General features: G+C 61.8%; 17 protein-coding genes. 12 read left to right on the top strand and 5 right to left on the bottom strand.

Going from position 1 to position 18,937, the window contains the following annotated elements:
• Nucleotides 1–24: 24 nt before the first annotated feature.
• The 11 genes from NR164_RS12045 (at nucleotide 25) to NR164_RS11995 (ending at nucleotide 12,717) form a co-directional block, all read left to right on the top strand.
• Nucleotides 25–345 (top strand): DUF2388 domain-containing protein, encoded by a 321-nt coding sequence (locus NR164_RS12045; RefSeq protein ID WP_017849050.1) that lies wholly within the window; start codon nucleotides 25–27, stop codon nucleotides 343–345.
• The gene (locus NR164_RS12040; protein WP_256822779.1) at nucleotides 342–2,303 is read left to right on the top strand and encodes a DUF4105 domain-containing protein; all 1,962 of its coding nucleotides are present in this window, start codon (nucleotides 342–344) and stop codon (nucleotides 2,301–2,303) included. The genes NR164_RS12045 and NR164_RS12040 overlap by 4 nt, the downstream gene beginning before the upstream one ends.
• 311 nt (nucleotides 2,304–2,614) lie before the next feature.
• A complete protein-coding gene (locus tag NR164_RS12035; RefSeq protein ID WP_017849048.1) occupies nucleotides 2,615–3,922 on the top strand; it encodes a CitMHS family transporter in 1,308 nt (435 codons plus the stop codon).
• A 64-nt stretch (nucleotides 3,923–3,986) separates the two neighbouring features.
• A complete protein-coding gene (locus NR164_RS12030; RefSeq protein WP_017849047.1) occupies nucleotides 3,987–4,754 on the top strand; it encodes a TerC family protein in 768 nt (255 codons plus the stop codon).
• 211 nt (nucleotides 4,755–4,965) lie between these two features.
• Nucleotides 4,966–6,624, top strand: coding sequence for a Na/Pi cotransporter family protein (locus NR164_RS12025; protein ID WP_079442566.1), 1,659 nt, complete (start codon nucleotides 4,966–4,968; stop codon nucleotides 6,622–6,624).
• Between the two features lie 57 nt (nucleotides 6,625–6,681).
• Nucleotides 6,682–8,064 (top strand): pitrilysin family protein, encoded by a 1,383-nt coding sequence (locus NR164_RS12020; protein WP_046484541.1) that lies wholly within the window; start codon nucleotides 6,682–6,684, stop codon nucleotides 8,062–8,064.
• 70 nt (nucleotides 8,065–8,134) lie between these two features.
• Nucleotides 8,135–9,166, top strand: a complete 1,032-nt coding sequence (locus NR164_RS12015) for a DUF5924 family protein (protein ID WP_017849044.1) — start codon at nucleotides 8,135–8,137, stop codon at nucleotides 9,164–9,166.
• A gap of 54 nt (nucleotides 9,167–9,220) precedes the next feature.
• Nucleotides 9,221–10,369, top strand: coding sequence for an ABC transporter permease (locus NR164_RS12010; RefSeq protein ID WP_046381527.1), 1,149 nt, complete (start codon nucleotides 9,221–9,223; stop codon nucleotides 10,367–10,369).
• Nucleotides 10,366–11,169 carry an ABC transporter ATP-binding protein gene (locus NR164_RS12005; protein WP_017849042.1) on the top strand — a complete coding sequence of 268 codons (804 nt, stop codon included), beginning with the start codon at nucleotides 10,366–10,368 and terminating at the stop codon, nucleotides 11,167–11,169. The genes NR164_RS12010 and NR164_RS12005 overlap by 4 nt, the downstream gene beginning before the upstream one ends.
• A 1-nt stretch (nucleotide 11,170) precedes the next feature.
• The gene (locus NR164_RS12000; RefSeq protein ID WP_046381529.1) at nucleotides 11,171–12,109 is read left to right on the top strand and encodes an MlaD family protein; all 939 of its coding nucleotides are present in this window, start codon (nucleotides 11,171–11,173) and stop codon (nucleotides 12,107–12,109) included.
• Complete coding sequence (locus NR164_RS11995; protein WP_057004949.1) at nucleotides 12,106–12,717, top strand: ABC-type transport auxiliary lipoprotein family protein; 612 nt, start codon at nucleotides 12,106–12,108, stop codon at nucleotides 12,715–12,717. The genes NR164_RS12000 and NR164_RS11995 overlap by 4 nt, the downstream gene beginning before the upstream one ends.
• A gap of 103 nt (nucleotides 12,718–12,820) precedes the next feature.
• Here NR164_RS11995 and NR164_RS11990 read toward each other — a convergent pair whose 3' ends face one another.
• The 5 genes from NR164_RS11990 to NR164_RS11970 all read right to left on the bottom strand — a co-directional run bounded on the left by NR164_RS11990 (nucleotide 12,821) and on the right by NR164_RS11970 (nucleotide 17,210).
• Complete coding sequence (locus NR164_RS11990) at nucleotides 12,821–14,050, bottom strand: nucleoside recognition domain-containing protein (RefSeq protein WP_017849039.1); 1,230 nt, start codon at nucleotides 14,048–14,050, stop codon at nucleotides 12,821–12,823.
• Nucleotides 14,051–14,145: 95 nt separating this feature from the next.
• Nucleotides 14,146–15,477, bottom strand: coding sequence for a glutamate/aspartate:proton symporter GltP (gene gltP / locus NR164_RS11985; protein WP_046381531.1), 1,332 nt, complete (start codon nucleotides 15,475–15,477; stop codon nucleotides 14,146–14,148).
• A gap of 728 nt (nucleotides 15,478–16,205) precedes the next feature.
• Nucleotides 16,206–16,673: an inhibitor of vertebrate lysozyme family protein gene (locus tag NR164_RS11980; RefSeq protein WP_046381532.1), complete on the bottom strand. Its 468-nt coding sequence runs from the start codon at nucleotides 16,671–16,673 to the stop codon at nucleotides 16,206–16,208.
• A 2-nt stretch (nucleotides 16,674–16,675) separates the two neighbouring features.
• Complete coding sequence (locus tag NR164_RS11975; RefSeq protein WP_003170804.1) at nucleotides 16,676–16,840, bottom strand: DUF1328 domain-containing protein; 165 nt, start codon at nucleotides 16,838–16,840, stop codon at nucleotides 16,676–16,678.
• A gap of 79 nt (nucleotides 16,841–16,919) precedes the next feature.
• Nucleotides 16,920–17,210: a hypothetical protein gene (locus NR164_RS11970; RefSeq protein ID WP_256822778.1), complete on the bottom strand. Its 291-nt coding sequence runs from the start codon at nucleotides 17,208–17,210 to the stop codon at nucleotides 16,920–16,922.
• A gap of 376 nt (nucleotides 17,211–17,586) precedes the next feature.
• On the opposite strand from NR164_RS11970, the gene algB reads away from it, so the two are divergent.
• Nucleotides 17,587–18,933 (top strand): sigma-54-dependent response regulator transcription factor AlgB, encoded by a 1,347-nt coding sequence (gene algB / locus NR164_RS11965; protein WP_017849035.1) that lies wholly within the window; start codon nucleotides 17,587–17,589, stop codon nucleotides 18,931–18,933.
• The last annotated feature ends 4 nt before the right edge of the window (nucleotides 18,934–18,937 follow it).

The raw sequence follows: 18,937 nt of genomic DNA, 5'->3' as shown, positions 1-18,937 counted from the left end.
ATCTTTGTATTTCGGAGTCATTCCATGCGTAGCCCGCTGATCGCCGCCGCTCTCGGCCTGCTGTTGTTGACCGATGTCGCCCACGCGCAGACCTTGAAGGCCACCAGTAACATCATCGTCCGCGCCTCCGCGCGCACCATTGATTTCACCTCGGACACCACCACCTCCATCCGCGACTCCAAAATCGTGCGCGAAGCCCACGATGACGCCGCCAGCTTCGTCGCCAGCAACGGCGAGATCCGTGGCGCACAACTCGAAGCCGCCTTCGACACCCTGCGCACCCGCGTACCGGAAGCCCGTGATGCCAGCGACCAGACCCTCGCCGAAGCCATTCTCGCGCTGTGAGGCGTCTCATCGCCCGGCTCCTGGCCGGGGCTGTGCTGTTGTGTGCCGGCGCAGCCCAGGCCAGCCTGCAACTGCGGCTCATTACCGAAGGTTTGAGCCCAGCCGAACAGCAGGCCAGCCAGGCGTTGCTCGATGAAGCGCTGCGCTCACTGCCGCCGCGCTTCATCGAACAGTTGGACCGGCGCATCGATGTCGGCTGGACCGACAAGATGCCCGCCAACGCCTACGGCCAGGCCTCCCTGGTGTCCGAGCTGGACCTCAACCGCAACCTGCTCGCCAGCCTGACCGACGGCAGCGCCGCCACCCGCAAGACCAACCGCCCCCACGGCACCGTGCGCCGGGAAATGCTCGCCACCGTGCTGCATGAACTGACCCACATCTACGACCGTGCGCGCCTGTGGCCCAGCGACGAGCGCGCGCTGATCCGCCGCTGCAGCCGCCAGAACAGCATCACCGGCCTGGTCGGCCTGCCCGATCAATGCCGTGGCCAGAACGACCGCCGCTTCACCCTCAGCGACGACCCGCGCCTGCTCGACCTCGCCGGCTGGCCGCAATACGTCGGCCGCCGCGGTGAGCGCGAGCAGCACAACCGCCAGGTCGCGCGCAGCCCGGACCTCTACGAAACCAGCAGCCCACTGGAGTTCGTCGCGGTCAACATGGAATATTTCCTCCTCGACCCGAGCTACGCCTGCCGCCGCCCCGCGCTGTTCCGCTATTACAAGGAACACTTTGGCTGGGCGCCGCCCGCGCAAGACACCTGCGCCAAGACCTACGCCTTCCTCAACGCCGGCAACGATTTCGCCAAGACGCCCCTGGGCCATGTCGACCCGGAACGGGTCTACGAAATCGATTACCTGCTCGCCGAAGCCAACCAGAACCTGGTCAGTCGCTGGGGCCACAGCATGTTGCGCCTGGTGATCTGCGCGCCGGGGCGCCCTCGCGGCCCGGACTGTCGGCTGGATCTGGACCAGCATCTGGTGTTGTCCTACCGCGCCTTTGTCGGTGACGTACAACTGTCGAGCTGGGACGGCCTGGTGGGCAAGTACCCGTCACGGCTGTTCGTGTTGCCGCTGGCCCAGGTCATCGACGAGTACACCAAGACCGAGTTGCGCGGCCTCGCCTCGGTGCCGCTGAAGCTGACGCGCCGGGAGATCGAGGACACCGTCGAACACGCGGCCGAAATGCATTGGAGCTACGACGGCAACTACTTCTTCCTGTCCAACAACTGCGCGGTCGAAGGCCTGAAACTGTTACGCAGCGGCAGTGCCAATCCGCAATTGACCGGTCTGGACAACATCACGCCCAACGGGCTGCTGGAGGTCCTGCAGGCGCGCGGCCTGGCCGATACCAGCGTGTTGAACGACAAGCGCGAGGCGCTGCGCCTGGGCTATCACTTCGACTCGTTCCGCGAGCGCTACCAAGCGATGTTCGACGTGCTGCGCAAGCGCCTGCCGATCCAGCAGACCCAGGTCGAAGACTGGCTGTCCCTGAGCGCGCAAGAGCGCCGCCACTGGTTCGAGCAGGCCGACCTGCGCACCAGCGCCGCATTACTGCTGCTGGAACAGGCAAGCTTTCGCAAGCAATTGATGCTGGCCCAGGACGAAGTCAAACAACGCTACCTCGGCGCCCGCGAGCTGAAAAATGGCGGCATGGAGAAAGCCAACGCCACGCTGCAGCAGATTCTCGCCAACAGCGGCTTCCTCAGCCGCCCGGCAGAACTGCTGGGCAGCGGTGGCTACGGCTTGCCGCAACCTTCGGAGTCCAAGCGGCTGGAATCGGAAAGTGCCGAGCGCCAGAAACAGCTGCAATCCCTGACCGGCGAACTGGATAAAGAGGTGAGGGCGCTGCTGGACCCGTCCCGCGCCGCCGAGATTGCCGCGTGCGAAGCCAACCTCAAGCAGATTGGCGAACATCTGCGCAAACTGCACAAAGCAGCGGGCGGCCTCGAATTGCCCTGAAAATTTGCGCATACACCAGCTGAATGTGGGAGCGAGCCCCCTCCCACATGTTGATCTGCGCAGGCCTGGAGACCGTGTGTCATTTCCACCTCACCTGTTTGATCAACGAAAGCTGGCTGAAAGCTTACGCGTCTAGGATCGCCCCCACTGCCGGCAACAGACCGGCTGTTAACAACAACAATGGTGATTCCCGATGTCCGCCCGCTCCCGCCTGTTCGCCCCAACTCCTCCCGTAAGCCTCGTGCCTCTCGTTCTGCGCTGACCCCACCCGGTTCGCCATTCCTTAGCCGCGCTACGCCTGGAGTATTCCTATGCTGACTTTCCTTGGCTTTGCCATGGTCATCACGTTCATGTTCCTGATCATGACCAAGCGCCTGTCCGCGCTGATCGCCCTGATCATCGTGCCGATTCTGTTCGCGCTGTTCGGCGGTTTTGCGCCGAAGATCGGCCCGATGATGCTCGAAGGCATCACCAAGCTCGCGCCGACCGGCGTGATGCTGATGTTCGCCATCCTCTACTTTGCCCTGATGATCGACTCCGGCCTGTTCGACCCGGCCGTGCGTAAGATCCTCAAGATGGTCAAGGGCGACCCGCTGAAAGTCTCGGTCGGCACCGCCGTGCTGGCCTTGGTGGTGTCCCTCGACGGTGACGGCGCCACCACCTACATGATCTGCGTGGCCGCGATGCTGCCGCTGTACCAGCGCATCGGCATGAGCCCGCGGATCATGGCCGGCCTGATCATCCTCGCCGGTGGCGTGATGAACATGACGCCCTGGGGCGGCCCGACCGCTCGCGCCGCGAGTGCGCTGCATGTGGACCCGTCAGACATCTTCGTCCCGATGATCCCGGCCATGGCCGCCGGCGTGGTCGCGATCCTGGTGATCGCTTACATGTACGGCAAGCGCGAACGTGCGCGCCTGGGTGAACTGCACCTGCAGGGCGACGAGATCGACCACAGCGAAATCAGCGTGTCGCAATACCCGGATGCCCGCCGTCCGAAGCTGATCTGGTTCAACGGCGTGCTGACCCTGGCGCTGATGTGTACCTTGATCGCCGGCCTGTTGCCACTGCCGGTGCTGTTCATGGTGGCGTTCAGTATCGCAATGATCGTCAACTACCCGTGCCTGCAACAGCAGAAAGACCGCGTCGCCGCCCATGCCGGCAGCGTACTGGCCGTGGTGGGGTTGATCTTCGCTGCAGGGATTTTCACCGGCATCCTGTCGGGCACCGGCATGGTCGACGCCATGTCCAAGAGCCTGCTGGCGGTCATTCCAGAAGCCCTGGGCCCTTACCTGGCGGTGATCACCGCACTGGTGAGCATGCCGTTCACCTTCTTCATGTCCAACGATGCGTTCTACTATGGCGTACTGCCGGTGCTGGCCGAAGCCGCCAGTCACTATGGCATCACCGCCGTAGAAATGGCCCGCGCCTCCATCGTCGGCCAACCCGTACACTTGCTCAGCCCGTTGGTGCCATCGACTTACCTGCTAGTGGCCCTGGCCGGTATCGAATTCGGCGATCACCAGCGCTTCACCCTGAAGTGGGCAGTGCTGGTGTGCCTGTGCATAATGTTCGCGGCGTTGCTGATGGGGATTTTTCCGCTGTTCAGCACTCTATAATCGTACCGACTCACCGCGCGGCGCTGCAGCTGGCGCGGTTTAACACTCGCTTAAAGGAATACACATGGAATGGCTGACCAATCCGGAAATCTGGATTGCCTTCTTCACCCTGACGGCCCTCGAGATCGTTCTGGGCATCGATAACATCATCATGATTTCGATCCTGGTCAGCCGCATGCCCAAGCACATGCAGGCGCGTACCCGGATCTTCGGCCTGGCCCTGGCCATGGTCACGCGAATCCTGTTGCTGCTGTCCATCACTTGGGTCATGCGCCTGACCGACGACCTGTTCGTGGTCTTCGGCCAGGGCATTTCCGGGCGCGACCTGATCCTGTTCTTCGGTGGTTTGTTCCTGCTGTGGAAAAGCTCCCAGGAGATGTACCACGCCCTGGAAGGTGAAGACGAAACCCACGAAGAGCCCAAAGGCGCCGGTGGCAAGTTCATCTACACCATCATCCAGATCGCGATCATCGACATCGTGTTCTCCCTGGACTCGGTGATCACTGCCGTCGGCATGGTGTCCCACGTACCGGTGATGATCGCGGCGATCGTGGTCGCGGTGCTGGTGATGATGGCAGCGGCCGGCACCATCAGTGACTTCATCGACAAGCACCCGTCGCTGAAGATGCTGGCGCTGTCGTTCCTGGTAGTGGTGGGTACCGTGCTGATCGCCGAATCCTTCGACGTGCATGTGCCTAAAGGCTACGTCTACTTCGCCATGGCGTTCTCGCTGGCGGTGGAAGCGGTGAACATCAAGATGCGTACCGCCATCGCGAAAAAGAAGAAACAGCAGGACCCTGTGAAACTGCGCAAGGACATTCCGGGTCAATAATCTTGATCCGCTGCTGAAATGGGGCGTTCGCGCCCCATTTTTTCATCTGCACAAAACTGGTTTCATGACAGTTTTGTTTCAAACCCGACTTTAGCTATGCGATGCTGGCGCACAGCCCTTTCGCCAACTACAGCTTAAGTACAAGACGTAGAACGGCACGCGGCAATTCTCATTGGCTCCTGTTGGAGCCCACCCACACGGGGGGCCGAGCATGCTGACCTTGCTCAATCTGCTTTCCGCCGTGACCCTGCTGATCTGGGGCACGCATATCGTCCGTACCGGCATCCTGCGGGTCTATGGTTCCAACCTGCGCCACGTCATCGGGCAAAACATGTCCAAGCGCTGGCTGGCGTTCGTCGCCGGTATCCTGGTAACGGCCATGGTGCAGAGCAGCAACGCCACCGCCATGCTGGTCACATCGTTTGTCGGCCAGGGCCTGATGGGGCTGATGCCTGCCCTGGCGACCATGCTCGGCGCCGACGTCGGGACGGCGCTGATGGCCCGGGTGCTCACCCTGGACCTGTCCTGGCTGTCGCCGCTGCTGATCTTTCTCGGGGTGATCTTCTTCCTCTCGCGCAAGCAGACACGGGCCGGGCAATTGGGCCGGGTCGGGATCGGCCTCGGGCTGATCATCCTCGCCCTGCAATTGATCGTCGAAGCCGCCGGGCCGATTACCCACGCACAGGGCGTGAAGGTGCTGTTCGCCTCACTGACCGGCGACATCCTGCTCGATGCGCTGGTCGGCGCGTTGTTCGCGATGATTTCCTACTCCAGCCTCGCCGCCGTACTGCTGACCGCCACCCTGGCCGGCGCCGGAGTGATCGGCTTGCACGTGGCCATCGGCCTGGTGATCGGCGCCAACATCGGCAGCGGCGTGCTCGCCTTCCTCAGCACCAACATGCAGAACGCCGCCGGACGCCAGGTGGCCCTGGGCAGCCTGTTGTACAAATTGATCGGCCTGTTGCTGATCATCCCGGTGCTCGACCCGCTTGTGTTGTGGATGGACGGCCTGGATTACAGCGCCCAAGGCATGGTCATCAGCTTCCACCTGCTCTACAACGTCAGTCGCTGCCTGATCCTGCTACCGAGCATCGGCCCGATGGCCCGGGTCTGCGCGTGGTTGCTGCCCGAACGGGAAGAGGCCAACGGCAAGGCCACGCCGCGCCACCTGGACCTCGCCGCCCTGGCCACGCCAAGCCTGGCGCTGGCCAACGCGGTGCGGGAAACCCTGCGCCTGGGCGACCTGATCGACAACATGCTCACCGCGATGCTCGAAGTGCTGCGCGGCAAACAGACGGCCATCACCCAGGAAATGCGCAGCCTCAGCGACGACGTCGAGGCGCTCTACAGCGCGATCAAACTCTACCTGGCGCAAATGCCCCGCGAAGACCTCAGCGAACAGGACAACCGCCGCTGGGCCGAGATCATCGAGCTGTCGATCAACCTGAAACTGGCCGGCGACCTGATCGAACGCATGCTGCGCAAAGTCCAGCAGCAGAAAACGTCCCAGCGTCGCCAGTTCTCCGAAGTGGGCCTGGAAGAACTCACCGGCCTGCACAGCCAACTGATTGCCAACCTGCGCCTGGGCCTGTCGGTATTCCTCAGTGCCGACCCGGAAAGCGCGCGCCAATTGCTGCGCGAGAAACGCCGCTTCCGCGCCCAGGAGCGGCGCCTGGCCCATGCCCACGTCAGCCGCCTGCAACGCAAGATCGTACAGAGCCTGGAGACCAGTTCCCTGCATTTGGAACTGATTGCCGACATGAAACGCTTGAACTCATTGTTTTGCAGCAGTGCTTATGTAGTCTTGGAAACGTCCGACACCGGCGCGCTGTCCGCCGAAGATATTGCCGACATCACACATTCGCCCTGAACGTAAGACGGCCGCTGAAGTCAGTTAACACTGACCTCACTCGCCAGGAAGCCAGTTATGCGTCGCCTGTTACTCGCCTGCCTGCTCATGGGCTCTGCACACGCCTTTGCCTTTGACCGCCTGCACGTCGAGGGTTACACCTTGCCCAACGGCCTGCAGCTGCTGCTCAAACCGGGCACCGAACGCGGGCATGTGGCGATTCGCCTGGTGGTCGGCGTGGGCCTGGATGACTTCCGCTGCGAAGACAAGGAACTGCCGCACCTGCTCGAACACTTGTTGTTCAGCGGTATCGACGGCGGCGGTGAAGGCGACCTCGAAGAACGCATGCAAGCCCTGGGCGGCGAGTGGAACGCCTACACCAGCAACGCCGACACCACCTTCGTGATCGAGGCGCCCGCGCAAAACCAGCGCAAGGTCCTGGACCTGCTGCGGGCGATCCTCACCCGCACCGAACTGACCGACGCCCATATCAATGCCGCCAAGCAGGTGGTCGAGCGCGAAGACGGCGGCCATTACTCGCACCTGCAACGCCTGCTGGACCGCCAGGACCTGGGCCACACCGCCAGCAACCAATTGGCGGTCGAACTGGGCCTCAAGTGCGCCGAACGCGCCGAGGCCGGCCAGTTGACCCGCGACCAGTTGGAGCAACTGCGCAAAAACTGGTACGCCCCCAACAACATGACGCTGATCATCGTCGGCGACCTCGACAAACTGCTGCCGGCCTATCTGGAACGCACTTATGGCCAACTTGTCCCGGTCGAGCCCACCGAGCATCTGGCCCTGCCGGAAATCCAGCACGCCGCCGCCAACCGCCGTGACCTGATCCATGGCTGGGTCGGCAACGGCGCCAAACTGCACTGGTTGTTCCCCGAGCCGGTACTCGACGACCAGCATGACGAAACCTACAACCTGCTCAAGGACTACCTCGACTGGGCGCTGTATCGCCAACTGCGCCTCAAGCACGGTTTGTCCTACGGCCCGTGGAGCGAACGCGAAGTGCTCGGCGGCGTCGGTTTCCTCAGCCTGAATGCCGACCTCGAACGGGAAAACCTCGCCGAAGCCGAACAGGTGTTGCAAGACCTCACGGCCCAACTGCTCAAGGACGGCCTCGACCCGGCGGCATTCGCCCGCCTGCAAAACGCCGCCATCGCACGCCAGGCCTGGGCCGTGCAGGGCAACAGCGCGTTGGCCGACTATTACTGGAGCGCCTCGGGCGACTATGACAACGGTCACTTCAGCGACCCGGTCAAACGCATCAAGGCCGTGAGCCTGGCGCAGACCAACCAGGCCATGCGCCAACTCTTCAAGCAGCCGGGCTACTGGCGCATCGAGAAACCGCTGCTGAGCTACGACATGCTGAACTGGATCGGCGCCGGTGTGCTCGGGCTGATCGCGATTGGAGTGATCGGCGTGCGCAGTTATCGCAAACGGATCGCGTAATGAGGCACCGCACCCAGGGCTAAGACGTTATTCTGTCTGGGATTTTTCCTACAAAGACTGTGACCGCCGAATGCCGAACCTGAACCACTACATCCAGCGCATCCTCGAACTGATGAAGCGCTACCCAGGGGTGATTGCACTCGGCGGTTTCATCTCGGGGGTGAGCAGCTTCATCCTAGTGGACCGCCAGCAGGGCATGGCCAGCTGGATCGCGGTGATCATGCTGGTGAGCTGGCTGTGGCTGATGCTGGAAAACAGCTTTACCCAGCTGTTCACCAAACTCTTCAAGCGCGAAATCCCCGAACCGCTGCTGCGTTACGCCACCCAGATGATCCACCAGGAAAGTCTGTTTTTCGTGCTGCCGTTCTTTTTCATCACCACCACCTGGAACAGCGGCCAATCGATCTTCACTGGGCTGCTCGGCGCGGCGGCGCTGGTGTCGATCACCGACCCGCTGTATTACAAGTGGCTGGCGCCCAAACGCTCGCTGTTCCTCGCCTTGCACACCTTGACCCTGTTCGCCGCGCTGCTCACCGCGCTGCCGATCATCCTGCACCTGACCACCGCCGAGAGTTACAAGCTGGCCCTCGGCGTGGCCATGGTCCTGTCGATCCCGAGCCTGGCCGTAAGCCTGCCGCTGCGCAGCGTCAAAGGCTGGGCGATGCTGCTCGGGGTCACGGCCGCGATTGGCTGTGCCGGATGGTTCCTACGCAGTTGGGTTCCACCGGCCACCTTGTGGATGACCGAAGTGGCGATCAGCACCCAGTTGCAAGACCGCACACCCGGCGACGATCTCAAAGAGGTCAGCGCCGCCCAACTGCGCAGCGGCGGGCTGTATGCCTATACCGCGATCAATGCCCCGCGCGGGCTGGATGAGCGGATCTACCATGTGTGGAAATTCAACGGCCAGGAAGTCGACCGCATCGCCCTGGATATCCACGGCGGGCGCAAGGAAGGCTACCGCGCCTGGACCCACAAGCAGAACTTCCCGGCCGACTCCGTGGGACGCTGGCAAGTCCGGGTGCTGACCGAGGACGGGCAGGTGATCGGTGTGCTGCGCTTCAAAGTGACTGACACAGCACAAACGGACAACCCAAAGTAAGCTGTATCGTGTTATTACGTAGGCATTGTGGATAGCCAGACAAGCTCGGAGCTTATGACCACTCGTACCTCGGCCGGCACAGCCCACCTCGATACGTCCACCGCCCCCCCGTTACTCAGGATTACGGGGGACTGGACGCTTGCCCACTACACAAACCTGAAGAAACTGTCGGACAAACTCGACGGCCAATACGACGCCGGCGCCCGCATCGACCTCAATGGCCTCGGCGCCCTCGACACAGCCGGCGCCTCACTGTTGGTGGAGCTGCTGGGCCCGGACCGCATCGAGCAATCCGCCGAACAGACCGATTGCAGCCTGTCCGCCGCCGACCGCGCGCTGCTCAAGACCGTCTACCGCTCCCTGAACGATTTCTGCGTACCGGAAAAAGCGCCGGAAGAAGCCGCCGGCATCCAGTTACTGGCGCGCATCGGTGCCGCGGTGGACACAGTGTGGCTGGACAGCAAGCAACTGCTGGGCTTTATCGGCCTGATCCTGGAAACCTTCGCCCGCAGCATTTTCCGGCCCAAGCGCTGGCGCGTGACGCCGATGGTTGCGCATATCGAACAGACCGGCCTCGACGCCGCGCCCATCGTCGCCTTGCTGACGTTTCTGGTGGGCGCCGTGGTGGCATTCCTTGGCGCCACGGTACTCAAGAGCTTTGGCGCGACGATTTTCACCGTGGACCTGGTGGCGTTCTCCTTCCTACGGGAATTCGGCGTCTTGCTCACCGCGATCCTGATCGCCGGCCGCACCGCCAGTGCCTTTACTGCACAGATCGGCTCGATGAAGGCCAACGAAGAAATCGACGCAATCCGCACCCTGGGCCTGGACCCGATGGAGCTGCTGGTATTGCCCCGGGTACTGGCACTGCTGGTGTCGCTGCCGATGCTGACGTTCCTGGCGATGCTCTCGGGGATTGTCGGCGGCGGGGTGGTGTGTGCGCTGACCCTGGATATTTCGCCGGCGATGTTCCTCTCGCTGCTGCAGTCGGACATTGGCGTGAAGCATTTCCTGGTGGGCATGGTGAAAGCGCCGTTCTTCGCCTTCCTGATCGCCGCCATCGGTTGCCTGGAAGGCTTCAAGGTCAGCGGCAGCGCCGAGTCGGTCGGCGCCCATACCACCTCCAGCGTGGTGCAATCGATTTTTGTGGTGATCGTGCTGGATGCGGTCGCCGCGCTGTTCTTCATGGAGATGAGCTGGTGAGTCGCCGACCCCGAGCGCCCAGCGAGGCGGTGATCGAAGTCCGTGGGCTGTGCAATCGCTTTGGCAGCCAGAGCGTGCATGAAAACCTCGACCTGGATCTGTATAAGGGCGAAATCCTCGCCGTGGTCGGCGGTTCCGGCAGCGGCAAGTCGGTGCTGTTGCGCAGCATCGTCGGCCTGCGCCGGCCCAGCGCAGGCGAGGTACGGGTATTCGGCAAGGACTTGTCGAACCTGCCGGAGCATGAGCGCTCCCTGGTGGAACGACGCTTTGGCGTACTGTTCCAGAAGGGCGCGCTGTTTTCCTCGCTGACGGTGACCGAGAACGTCGCGCTGCCGCTGATCGAACACGCCGGCCTGAGCCGCGCCGACGCCGAGCACCTGGCTGCGGTCAAACTGGCCCTGGCCGGGTTGCCGTTGTCGGCGGCCGACAAATACCCGGCGTCGCTGTCCGGCGGCATGATCAAGCGTGCAGCCCTGGCCCGTGCCCTGGCGCTGGACCCGGACATCCTGTTCCTCGACGAACCCACCGCCGGGCTCGACCCGATCGGCGCCGCGCAATTCGACCAACTGATCCTGACCCTGCGCGATGCGCTGGGCTTGAGTGTGTTCCTGGTCACCCATGACCTGGACACGCTGTACACCATCACCGACCGCGTGGCGGTGCTGGCGCAGAAGAAAGTGCTGGTGGCCGATGCCATCGATGTCGTCTCGGAAACCGACGACGCCTGGATTCACGAATATTTCCACGGCCCCCGGGGCCGCGCGGCATTGGATGCCGCTCAACCGCTCAACGAGGTATGACATGGAAACCCGAGCCCATCATGTGATGATCGGTCTGTTCAGCGTGATTGTGGTAGTCGGCGCGATGCTGTTCGGCCTGTGGCTGGCCAAGTCCAGCGTCGACACCGCGTTCCAGGATTACGAAGTGATTTTCAACGAGGCGGTCAGCGGCCTGTCCCAGGGCAGCTCGGTGCAGTACAGCGGGATCAAGGTGGGCGATGTCATCAGCCTGCGCCTGGACCCCAAAGACCCGCGCCGCGTGCTCGCGCGCATCCGCCTCTCCGGGCAGACGCCGATCAAGGAAGACACCCAGGCCAAACTGGCGCTGACCGGCATCACTGGCACATCGATCATCCAGCTCAGCGGCGGCACACCGCAAAGCCCGAAACTCAAGGGCAAGGACGGCAACCTGCCGGAGATCATTGCCTCGCCATCGCCAATCGCGCGGTTGCTGACCAACAGCAACGACCTGATGACCAGCATCAACCTGCTGCTGCACAACGCCAACGAAATGTTCTCCGCGCAGAATGTCGAGCGCATCAGCAACACCCTGGACCACCTGGAACAAACCACCGGCGCGATTGCCGAGCAGCGCGGTGATATCAAGGTGGTGATGCAGCAACTGATGCAGGTCAGCAAGCAGGCCGGTGCCGCCCTGGAGCAGACCACTGCGCTGATGCGCAATGCCAACGGCCTGCTCAACGATCAAGGCAAGCAGGTCTTCGGCAGCGCCGAACAAGCGATGAAATCCCTTGAGCAAAGCACCGCGACCATCAATACCTTGCTGACCGATAACAAGGACTCGGTGAACAGCGGCATGCAGGGCCTCAACGAACTGGCGCCGGCTGTGCGCGAACTGCGCGAAACCCTCGGTTCGCTGCGCGCCATCTCCCGCCGCCTGGAAGCCAACCCCAGCGGTTACCTGCTGGGCAGCGACAAGAACAAGGAGTTCACGCCATGAAGCGTGCTTACCAACTGATCGCCCCCGTGGCCCTGGCGCTGGTCAGCGCGTGCTCGATCCTGCCCAGCCCCAACCCATCCGACGTCTATCGCCTGGCCTCGGCCCCGGCGACCACCCAAGCGGCGCCGGTAGCCTGGTCGCTGCGCGTGACCAAGCCGCAGACCAGCGAGTTCCTCGACAGCTCGCGCATTGCCGTGGTGCCCCAGGGTGATCTGATCAGCAGCTACGCCAACTCACGCTGGAGCGACCCGGCGCCGGTGCTGCTGCGTAACCGCTTCATGGATGGCTTCCAGCGCGATGGCCGGGTGACACTGCTGAGCAGCGACGAGACCAACCTGCAGGCCGACTACGAGTTGGGCGGGCAATTGCAGGCGTTCCAGAGCGAATACCGCGGCAACGCAGTGGAGGTGGTGATCCGCCTGGATGCGCGGCTGGTGCGCGGCAGTGATCAGCGGATCATTGCCAGCCGCCGGTTTGAAGTGCGCCAGCCAGTCGGCGACAACAAAGTACCGGCGGTGGTGGCCGGGTTTGGGCTGGCGGGGGATCAGTTGAACAAGCAGGTGGTGGATTGGGTGGTGGCGCAGGGCAACACTGCGCCGAAACGCTGAGGGCCTCATCGGGGGCAAGCCCCCTCCCACATTTAACCGCGTTTTGTCAGGATGAATACGGTTAAATGTGGGAGGGAGCTTGCTCCCGATAGCCCTCTAAGCCTTAACCGAAGAACCAGTAGCACACCGCAATCGCCGCCACCACACCAGCAAACTCCGCCAGCAATGCACAACCCACCGCATGCCTTGCCCGTTGAATGCCCACCGAGCCGAAATACACCGCCAACACATAGAAGGTGGTCTCGGTACTGCCCTGAACCGTCGCCGCCACCAACGCCGGGAAGCTGTCGACGCCCTGGGTCTGCATGGTCTCGATCAACATCGCCCGTGCGGCACTGCCGGAGAACGGCTTGACCATCGCGGTCGGCAGCGCGTCGACGAAGCGCGTGTCCAGGCCGGTCCAGGCCACCACATGACGAATGCCTTCCAGGCCAAAGTCCAGCGCGCCGGACGCACGCAACACGCCCACCGCGCAAAGCATCGCCACCAGGTATGGCAGCAGGTTCTTGGCGACGTCGAAGCCTTCTTTGGCCCCTTCGACAAACGCCTCGTACACCTTCACCTTGCGCAACGCGCCGACCAGCAGGAACAGCATGATCAGGCCAAACAGCGTCAGGTTGCCGAGGATCGACGACAGCCCGGCCAGCGCCGTGGCGGACAAGGTCGCCAGCAATGCCATGAAGCCGCCCAGCAGCAGTGCGCCTGGTATCAAATAGGCCAGCACCACCGGGTCCCACAGCCGCAGGCGCTGCATCACCGCCACCGAGAGCAAGCCCGTCAGGGTCGACGCGCTGGTGGCCAGCAGGATCGGCAGGAACACCAGCGTCGGGTCGGCCGCGCCTTGCTGGGCGCGGTACATGAAGATGGTCACCGGCAACAGCGTCAGCGAGGACGCATTGAGCACCAGGAACAGAATCTGCGCGTTACTCGCGGTATTGGGGATCGGGTTGAGTTCCTGCAACGCCTTCATGGCTTTCAGGCCGATGGGCGTGGCGGCATTGTCCAGGCCCAGGCCGTTGGCGGCGAAGTTGAGGGTGATCAAGCCGATGGCCGGGTGGCCGGCCGGCACTTCCGGCATCAGCCGGCGGAACAGGGGGCCCAGGGCCTTGGCCAACCAATTGACGATCCCGGCTTTTTCGGCGATGCGCAAAAACCCCAGCCATAACGTCAGGGTGCCGAACAGCAACACCATGACCTCCACCGACAATTTGGCCATGGCGAAAATGCTTTCCACCATCGCCGCAAAAATCCCGGCGTTACCGCCCACCAGCCATTGCGCCAGTGCTGACACCATTGCCACGACAAAGAAGCCAAGCCACAGGCCATTGAGCATCAGTTGAATCCCCCGAAAGATGGGGCGAATGATAGCGGGGCTGGCAGAAACGACAAACCCCGGATTTCCCGGGGTTTGTTCGCATCAGGCTGGCCTCAGCCGCGGCTGGTCTCGCCGACCGGCAGCACTTGCTTGGTGCGCCAGTGCGGCAGGGAGTTCCAGTAGCGCTCGCCCTTGGCATCGTCGTACATGCCTTCCCAACGGGAGATAACCAGTACCGCCAGGGCGTTGCCGATCACGTTGAGCGCGGTACGCGCCATGTCCATGATTCGGTCGACGCCGGCAATGAACGCCAGGCCTTCCAACGGAATGCCCACGCTGCCCAGCGTCGCCAGCAACACCACGAAGGACACACCCGGCACACCGGCGATGCCCTTGGAGGTGACCATCAGCGTCAACACCAGCATCAGTTGCTGGCCGACCGACAAATCAATGCCATACAGCTGCGCGATAAAGATCGCCGCGATGCTCTGGTACAGGGTCGAACCATCGAGGTTGAACGAATAACCGGTCGGCACCACGAAGCTGCAGATCGCCTTCGGCGCGCCGTAGGCTTCCATCTTCTCGATCACACGCGGCAGCACGGTTTCCGAACTGGCGGTGGAGTAGGCCAGCACCAGCTCATCCTTGAAGATACGCATCAGCTTGATCACCGAGAAGCCGAACAGGCGTGCGATCAGGCCCAGGACCACAAAGGCGAAGAACAGGATGGCGACGTAAACCAGAATCACCAGCTTGGCCAGTGGCAGCAGGGAAGCGAAGCCGAAGTTGGCGACGGTCACCGCGATCAGCGCGAACACACCGATAGGCGCGTACTTCATGATCATGTGGGTGACTTTGAACATGCTCTCGGACACGCCCTGGAACATCGTCACCAACGGTTCGCGCAGCTCAGGCTTGAGGCTCGACAGGCCCAGGCCGAACAGCACGGAGAAGAAGATGATCGGCAGCATCTCGCCACGCGCGACGGCGGCAAAGATGTTCGACGGGATCAAGTTGAGGATGGTCTGGACGAACGCATGCTCATGCTGCACTTCCGCCGCAGTCGCCTGGTACTTGGAGATGTCCACGGTACCCAGGGTACTCATGTCGATGCCCGTACCGGGGTGGAACAGGTTGGCCAGCAACAGGCCGACCACGATGGCGATGGTGGTGACGATTTCGAAGTAAAGGATGGTTTTGACACCGATGCGCCCGAGCTTTTTAGCGTCACCGACACCGGCAATGCCGACGATCAGCGAAGAAATCACAATCGGGATCACGATCATCTTGATCAGGCGGATAAAGATATCGCCCGCTGGCTGCAGCACATTGCTGATCCACCAGGCCTTTTCAGCACTGAAATGGTTGAGCACGGCACCGATTGCGATACCCAGCACCAAACCGATGAGGATCTGCCAGGCGAGGCTTAGCTTTGCCTTCTTCATGTCATTACCCTTACTTCAAGTGAACTTAAGGCAAATGCGCCAGCTGCAACGCTCGGAAGCGAAAAAGTGTGTGCATCTGCCTCCGTAGAAAGTCATCGCCGCATGGCCGAAATGGCTTACTGGCAGGCGAAAAAAGGCGCAACTATTCCCATGCAAGGGGGCGACGTCTAATGCCGTAAACGCCTACCCCATGCCGAATCGGCATGGCTTTTTTTAAGAATAACTGTCCGAACGGTCAGTTCAAATGCGACATGTTGCCCGGTGAATATGCCGTGAACCGGTCAAATCAGGCTCGCTCAGAGATTCAGGAGACCTCAGGGCATTCGCGAAAATGCCTGTGTATTCAGGGGCCTGTTGTCTGAAATGTCCTATAGCGCAGGCAAAATTTTCTCGATAGATGGTCGCCCCGACATACCCAGTAATGATTGGGCTCGGGCGAAAAGAAGACTCTCGGCTATGAGCGGCATAAGAAGCGGGGATGAACGTCATAAGCGCGCCGCAAATCCAGCAAGCTCGAAAGCGGGTGGACTTGCGGCGCAGCTTTTCACCTGACCCGGCCCTTGCGCAGGCACTCCCTGTCCCCGTAGGTCGCGCCGATCGCGAAGGATCAGAGCAACCCGGCCCCCTGGTCATGCATCACCCTTGGCGAGCGATGCAAACAGAAAGAAGCGCACAGGCTTCTTTCTATGGACGCCGGTCCCGTAGACGACAAATGCATCAGACGGAACCTAGTACCAATTCGGATCTTTCTTAAGCTGCTCCATCAGCAGTTTTTGCATGCCTGCGTCCGGCTTACCGATAAACCGGTAATCGGCGTGCCGGGTCGGGGATTTGTCCGCCGGCAGGCCGGCCGGGACTTCCACCAACATGGCGTAGGCATCTTCCTTGTCGTAACTGAAGGCGACGATCAGGCGCTTGTTTCGGCAGGTGTCTGCGGTTTCGCAGAGCGGCCCGACCAAGTACTTGTCGCCACCTTCTTCGACGGCATTCATTTGCTCGGCGGCGCCGGACAGGTTCATGACCCATTCTGGCAGGCGCTCTTCTTTCTTCACCACGCTTTGCCAGGTTTCACGGTACTGCGGGTCCGCGCCGAGCAATTCGTTGGCGCGGCTCTGGCCGTCGTGAGCGGCCATCGCCAAGCCGCTACCGCCCAAGAGCAGGACGGCAGCCATGGTTTTGAGGGACAAACGGGTCATATTCAGCCTCGGCCACGACGACCAAAGAAGAACGAAGCGATGAACATCACCAGGAAGACCACAAACAGGATCTTGGCGATACCCGTGGCGGTGCCCGCGATACCACCGAAGCCCAGGACTGCAGCCACAATGGCGATGATCAGAAATGTGATTGCCCAACTCAACATGGTGATTCTCCTTACGCTTTTATAGGGGGTGACAGCGGTACTGCCGTGCAATCGCTCAACTCAAGCGACCTTTTATTGCCTAGAACACCCAACGTTCCTGGGATGGCAGTTCATTCAGGGCAGACGCCTGGTCAACCATCCGCAGTTGGGGAACGGTTACATCGGCAGAAACGCTGCCAACGGAACGGCTATCAATGGAACGAAAGTGGGTCTGGGTCATCGCCGGACGTTCGAAATGCGGGGTTTGCTGCTGCCAATGCTGCAACTGCTGGCCGCCAATCAACGTGACCATCAAGGCCAGGCTGGCGAACAGGCCTTGTTGCAAGCGCAGTGGCGATACATGCAGTGAGCTGAGGCTTGGGCGAGTCATGCTGCTTTCTCCCGCATTTTGATTATTCGTTAGGAGAGCTATTGCAGAGCGCATGCCAGTTTTTTTACAAAATAATATTCAACTAAATCAATCAGTTAGATATATGCGGCCGGAGCAAAGCCCAGCATCCTGCACGATGGCCGCCTGGGCGCCGTGCGAAATGCACGATCGCCAGCGGTCGGATCGACGGATAGAAAACCAATCGCGCGTTGCCGAAGTGGCAAGAAGGCATGAAAACGCCATTGGGCGCAGGCTTTGTAGGAATGCAGGCAGATAGCTGCACGACGTTGCGTTTTATCGATCAGAATGAACCATGCAACTTGCCCGATTATTCCGGGACTAAACACCATCATTCATATTAAGGAGCGCGGGACAGATGGAATCAGCCAAGGAACTTCAAGGCCGCATTCTTTTGGTGGACGACGAATCCGCAATCCTTCGTACCTTCCGTTATTGCCTGGAAGATGAGGGCTACACCGTAGCCACCGCCAACAGCGCCGCCCAGGCCGATGCCTTGATGCAACGCCAGGTGTTCGACCTGTGCTTCCTCGACCTGCGCCTGGGCGAGGACAACGGCCTGGATGTGTTGGCGCAGATGCGTATCCAGGCGCCGTGGATGCGCGTGGTGATTGTGACCGCGCATTCCGCCGTCGACACCGCGGTGGATGCCATCCAGGCCGGCGCGGCTGATTATCTGGTCAAACCGTGCAGCCCCGACCAACTGCGTCTGGCCACCGCCAAACAGCTGGAAGTGCGCCAGCTCTCCGCGCGCCTGGAAGCACTGGAAGGCGAAGTGCGCCAACCGAAAGACGGTCTCGACTCCCACAGCCCGGCGATGATGGCGGTGCTGGAAACCGCGCGCCAAGTGGCCGGGACTGACGCCAACATCCTCATCCTCGGCGAGTCCGGCACCGGGAAAGGCGAGCTGGCGCGGGCCATTCATGGCTGGAGCAAGCGCTCGAAGAAATCCTGCGTCACCATCAACTGCCCGTCGCTGACGGCGGAGCTGATGGAAAGCGAACTGTTCGGCCATAGCCGCGGAGCCTTTACCGGCGCCAGCGAAAGCACCTTGGGCCGGGTCAACCAGGCGGATGGCGGCACGCTGTTTCTCGACGAGATCGGCGACTTTCCCCTCACTCTGCAACCCAAGTTGCTGCGTTTTATCCAGGACAAGGAATATGAGCGCGTGGGCGACCCGGTCACCCGGCGCGCCGATGTACGCATCCTCGCGGCCACCAACCTGAATCTCGAAGACATGGTGCGCGACGGCCGCTTCCGCGAAGACTTGCTGTACCGCCTCAACGTCATCACCTTGCACCTGCCGCCGTTGCGCGAACGCAGCGAAGACATCCTGGCCTTGGCCGACCGCTTCCTCGCCCGCTTCGTCAAGGAATACGCCCGCCCGGCGCGGGGCTTCAGCGATGAGGCACGCGAAGCGCTGCTCAACTATCGCTGGCCGGGCAATATCCGCGAGCTGCGCAACGTGGTCGAGCGCGCGAGCATTATCTGCCCGCAGGAAAAAGTCGAAATCAGCCACCTCGGGATGGCCGAACAGCCGACCAACAATGCCCCCCGTATCGGTGCAGCGTTGAGCCTGGACGAGCTGGAAAAAGCGCATATCGGCGCGGTACTTGCCACCAGCGACACCCTGGATCAGGCGGCCCGCACCCTGGGCATCGACGCGTCGACGCTGTACCGCAAACGCAAACAGTACAACCTGTGAGCGG

Source organism: Pseudomonas sp. Pse79, assembly GCF_024519615.1.
Lineage (GTDB): Bacteria > Pseudomonadota > Gammaproteobacteria > Pseudomonadales > Pseudomonadaceae > Aquipseudomonas > Aquipseudomonas veronii.
This window is presented reverse-complemented; position numbering and strand designations above follow the sequence as displayed.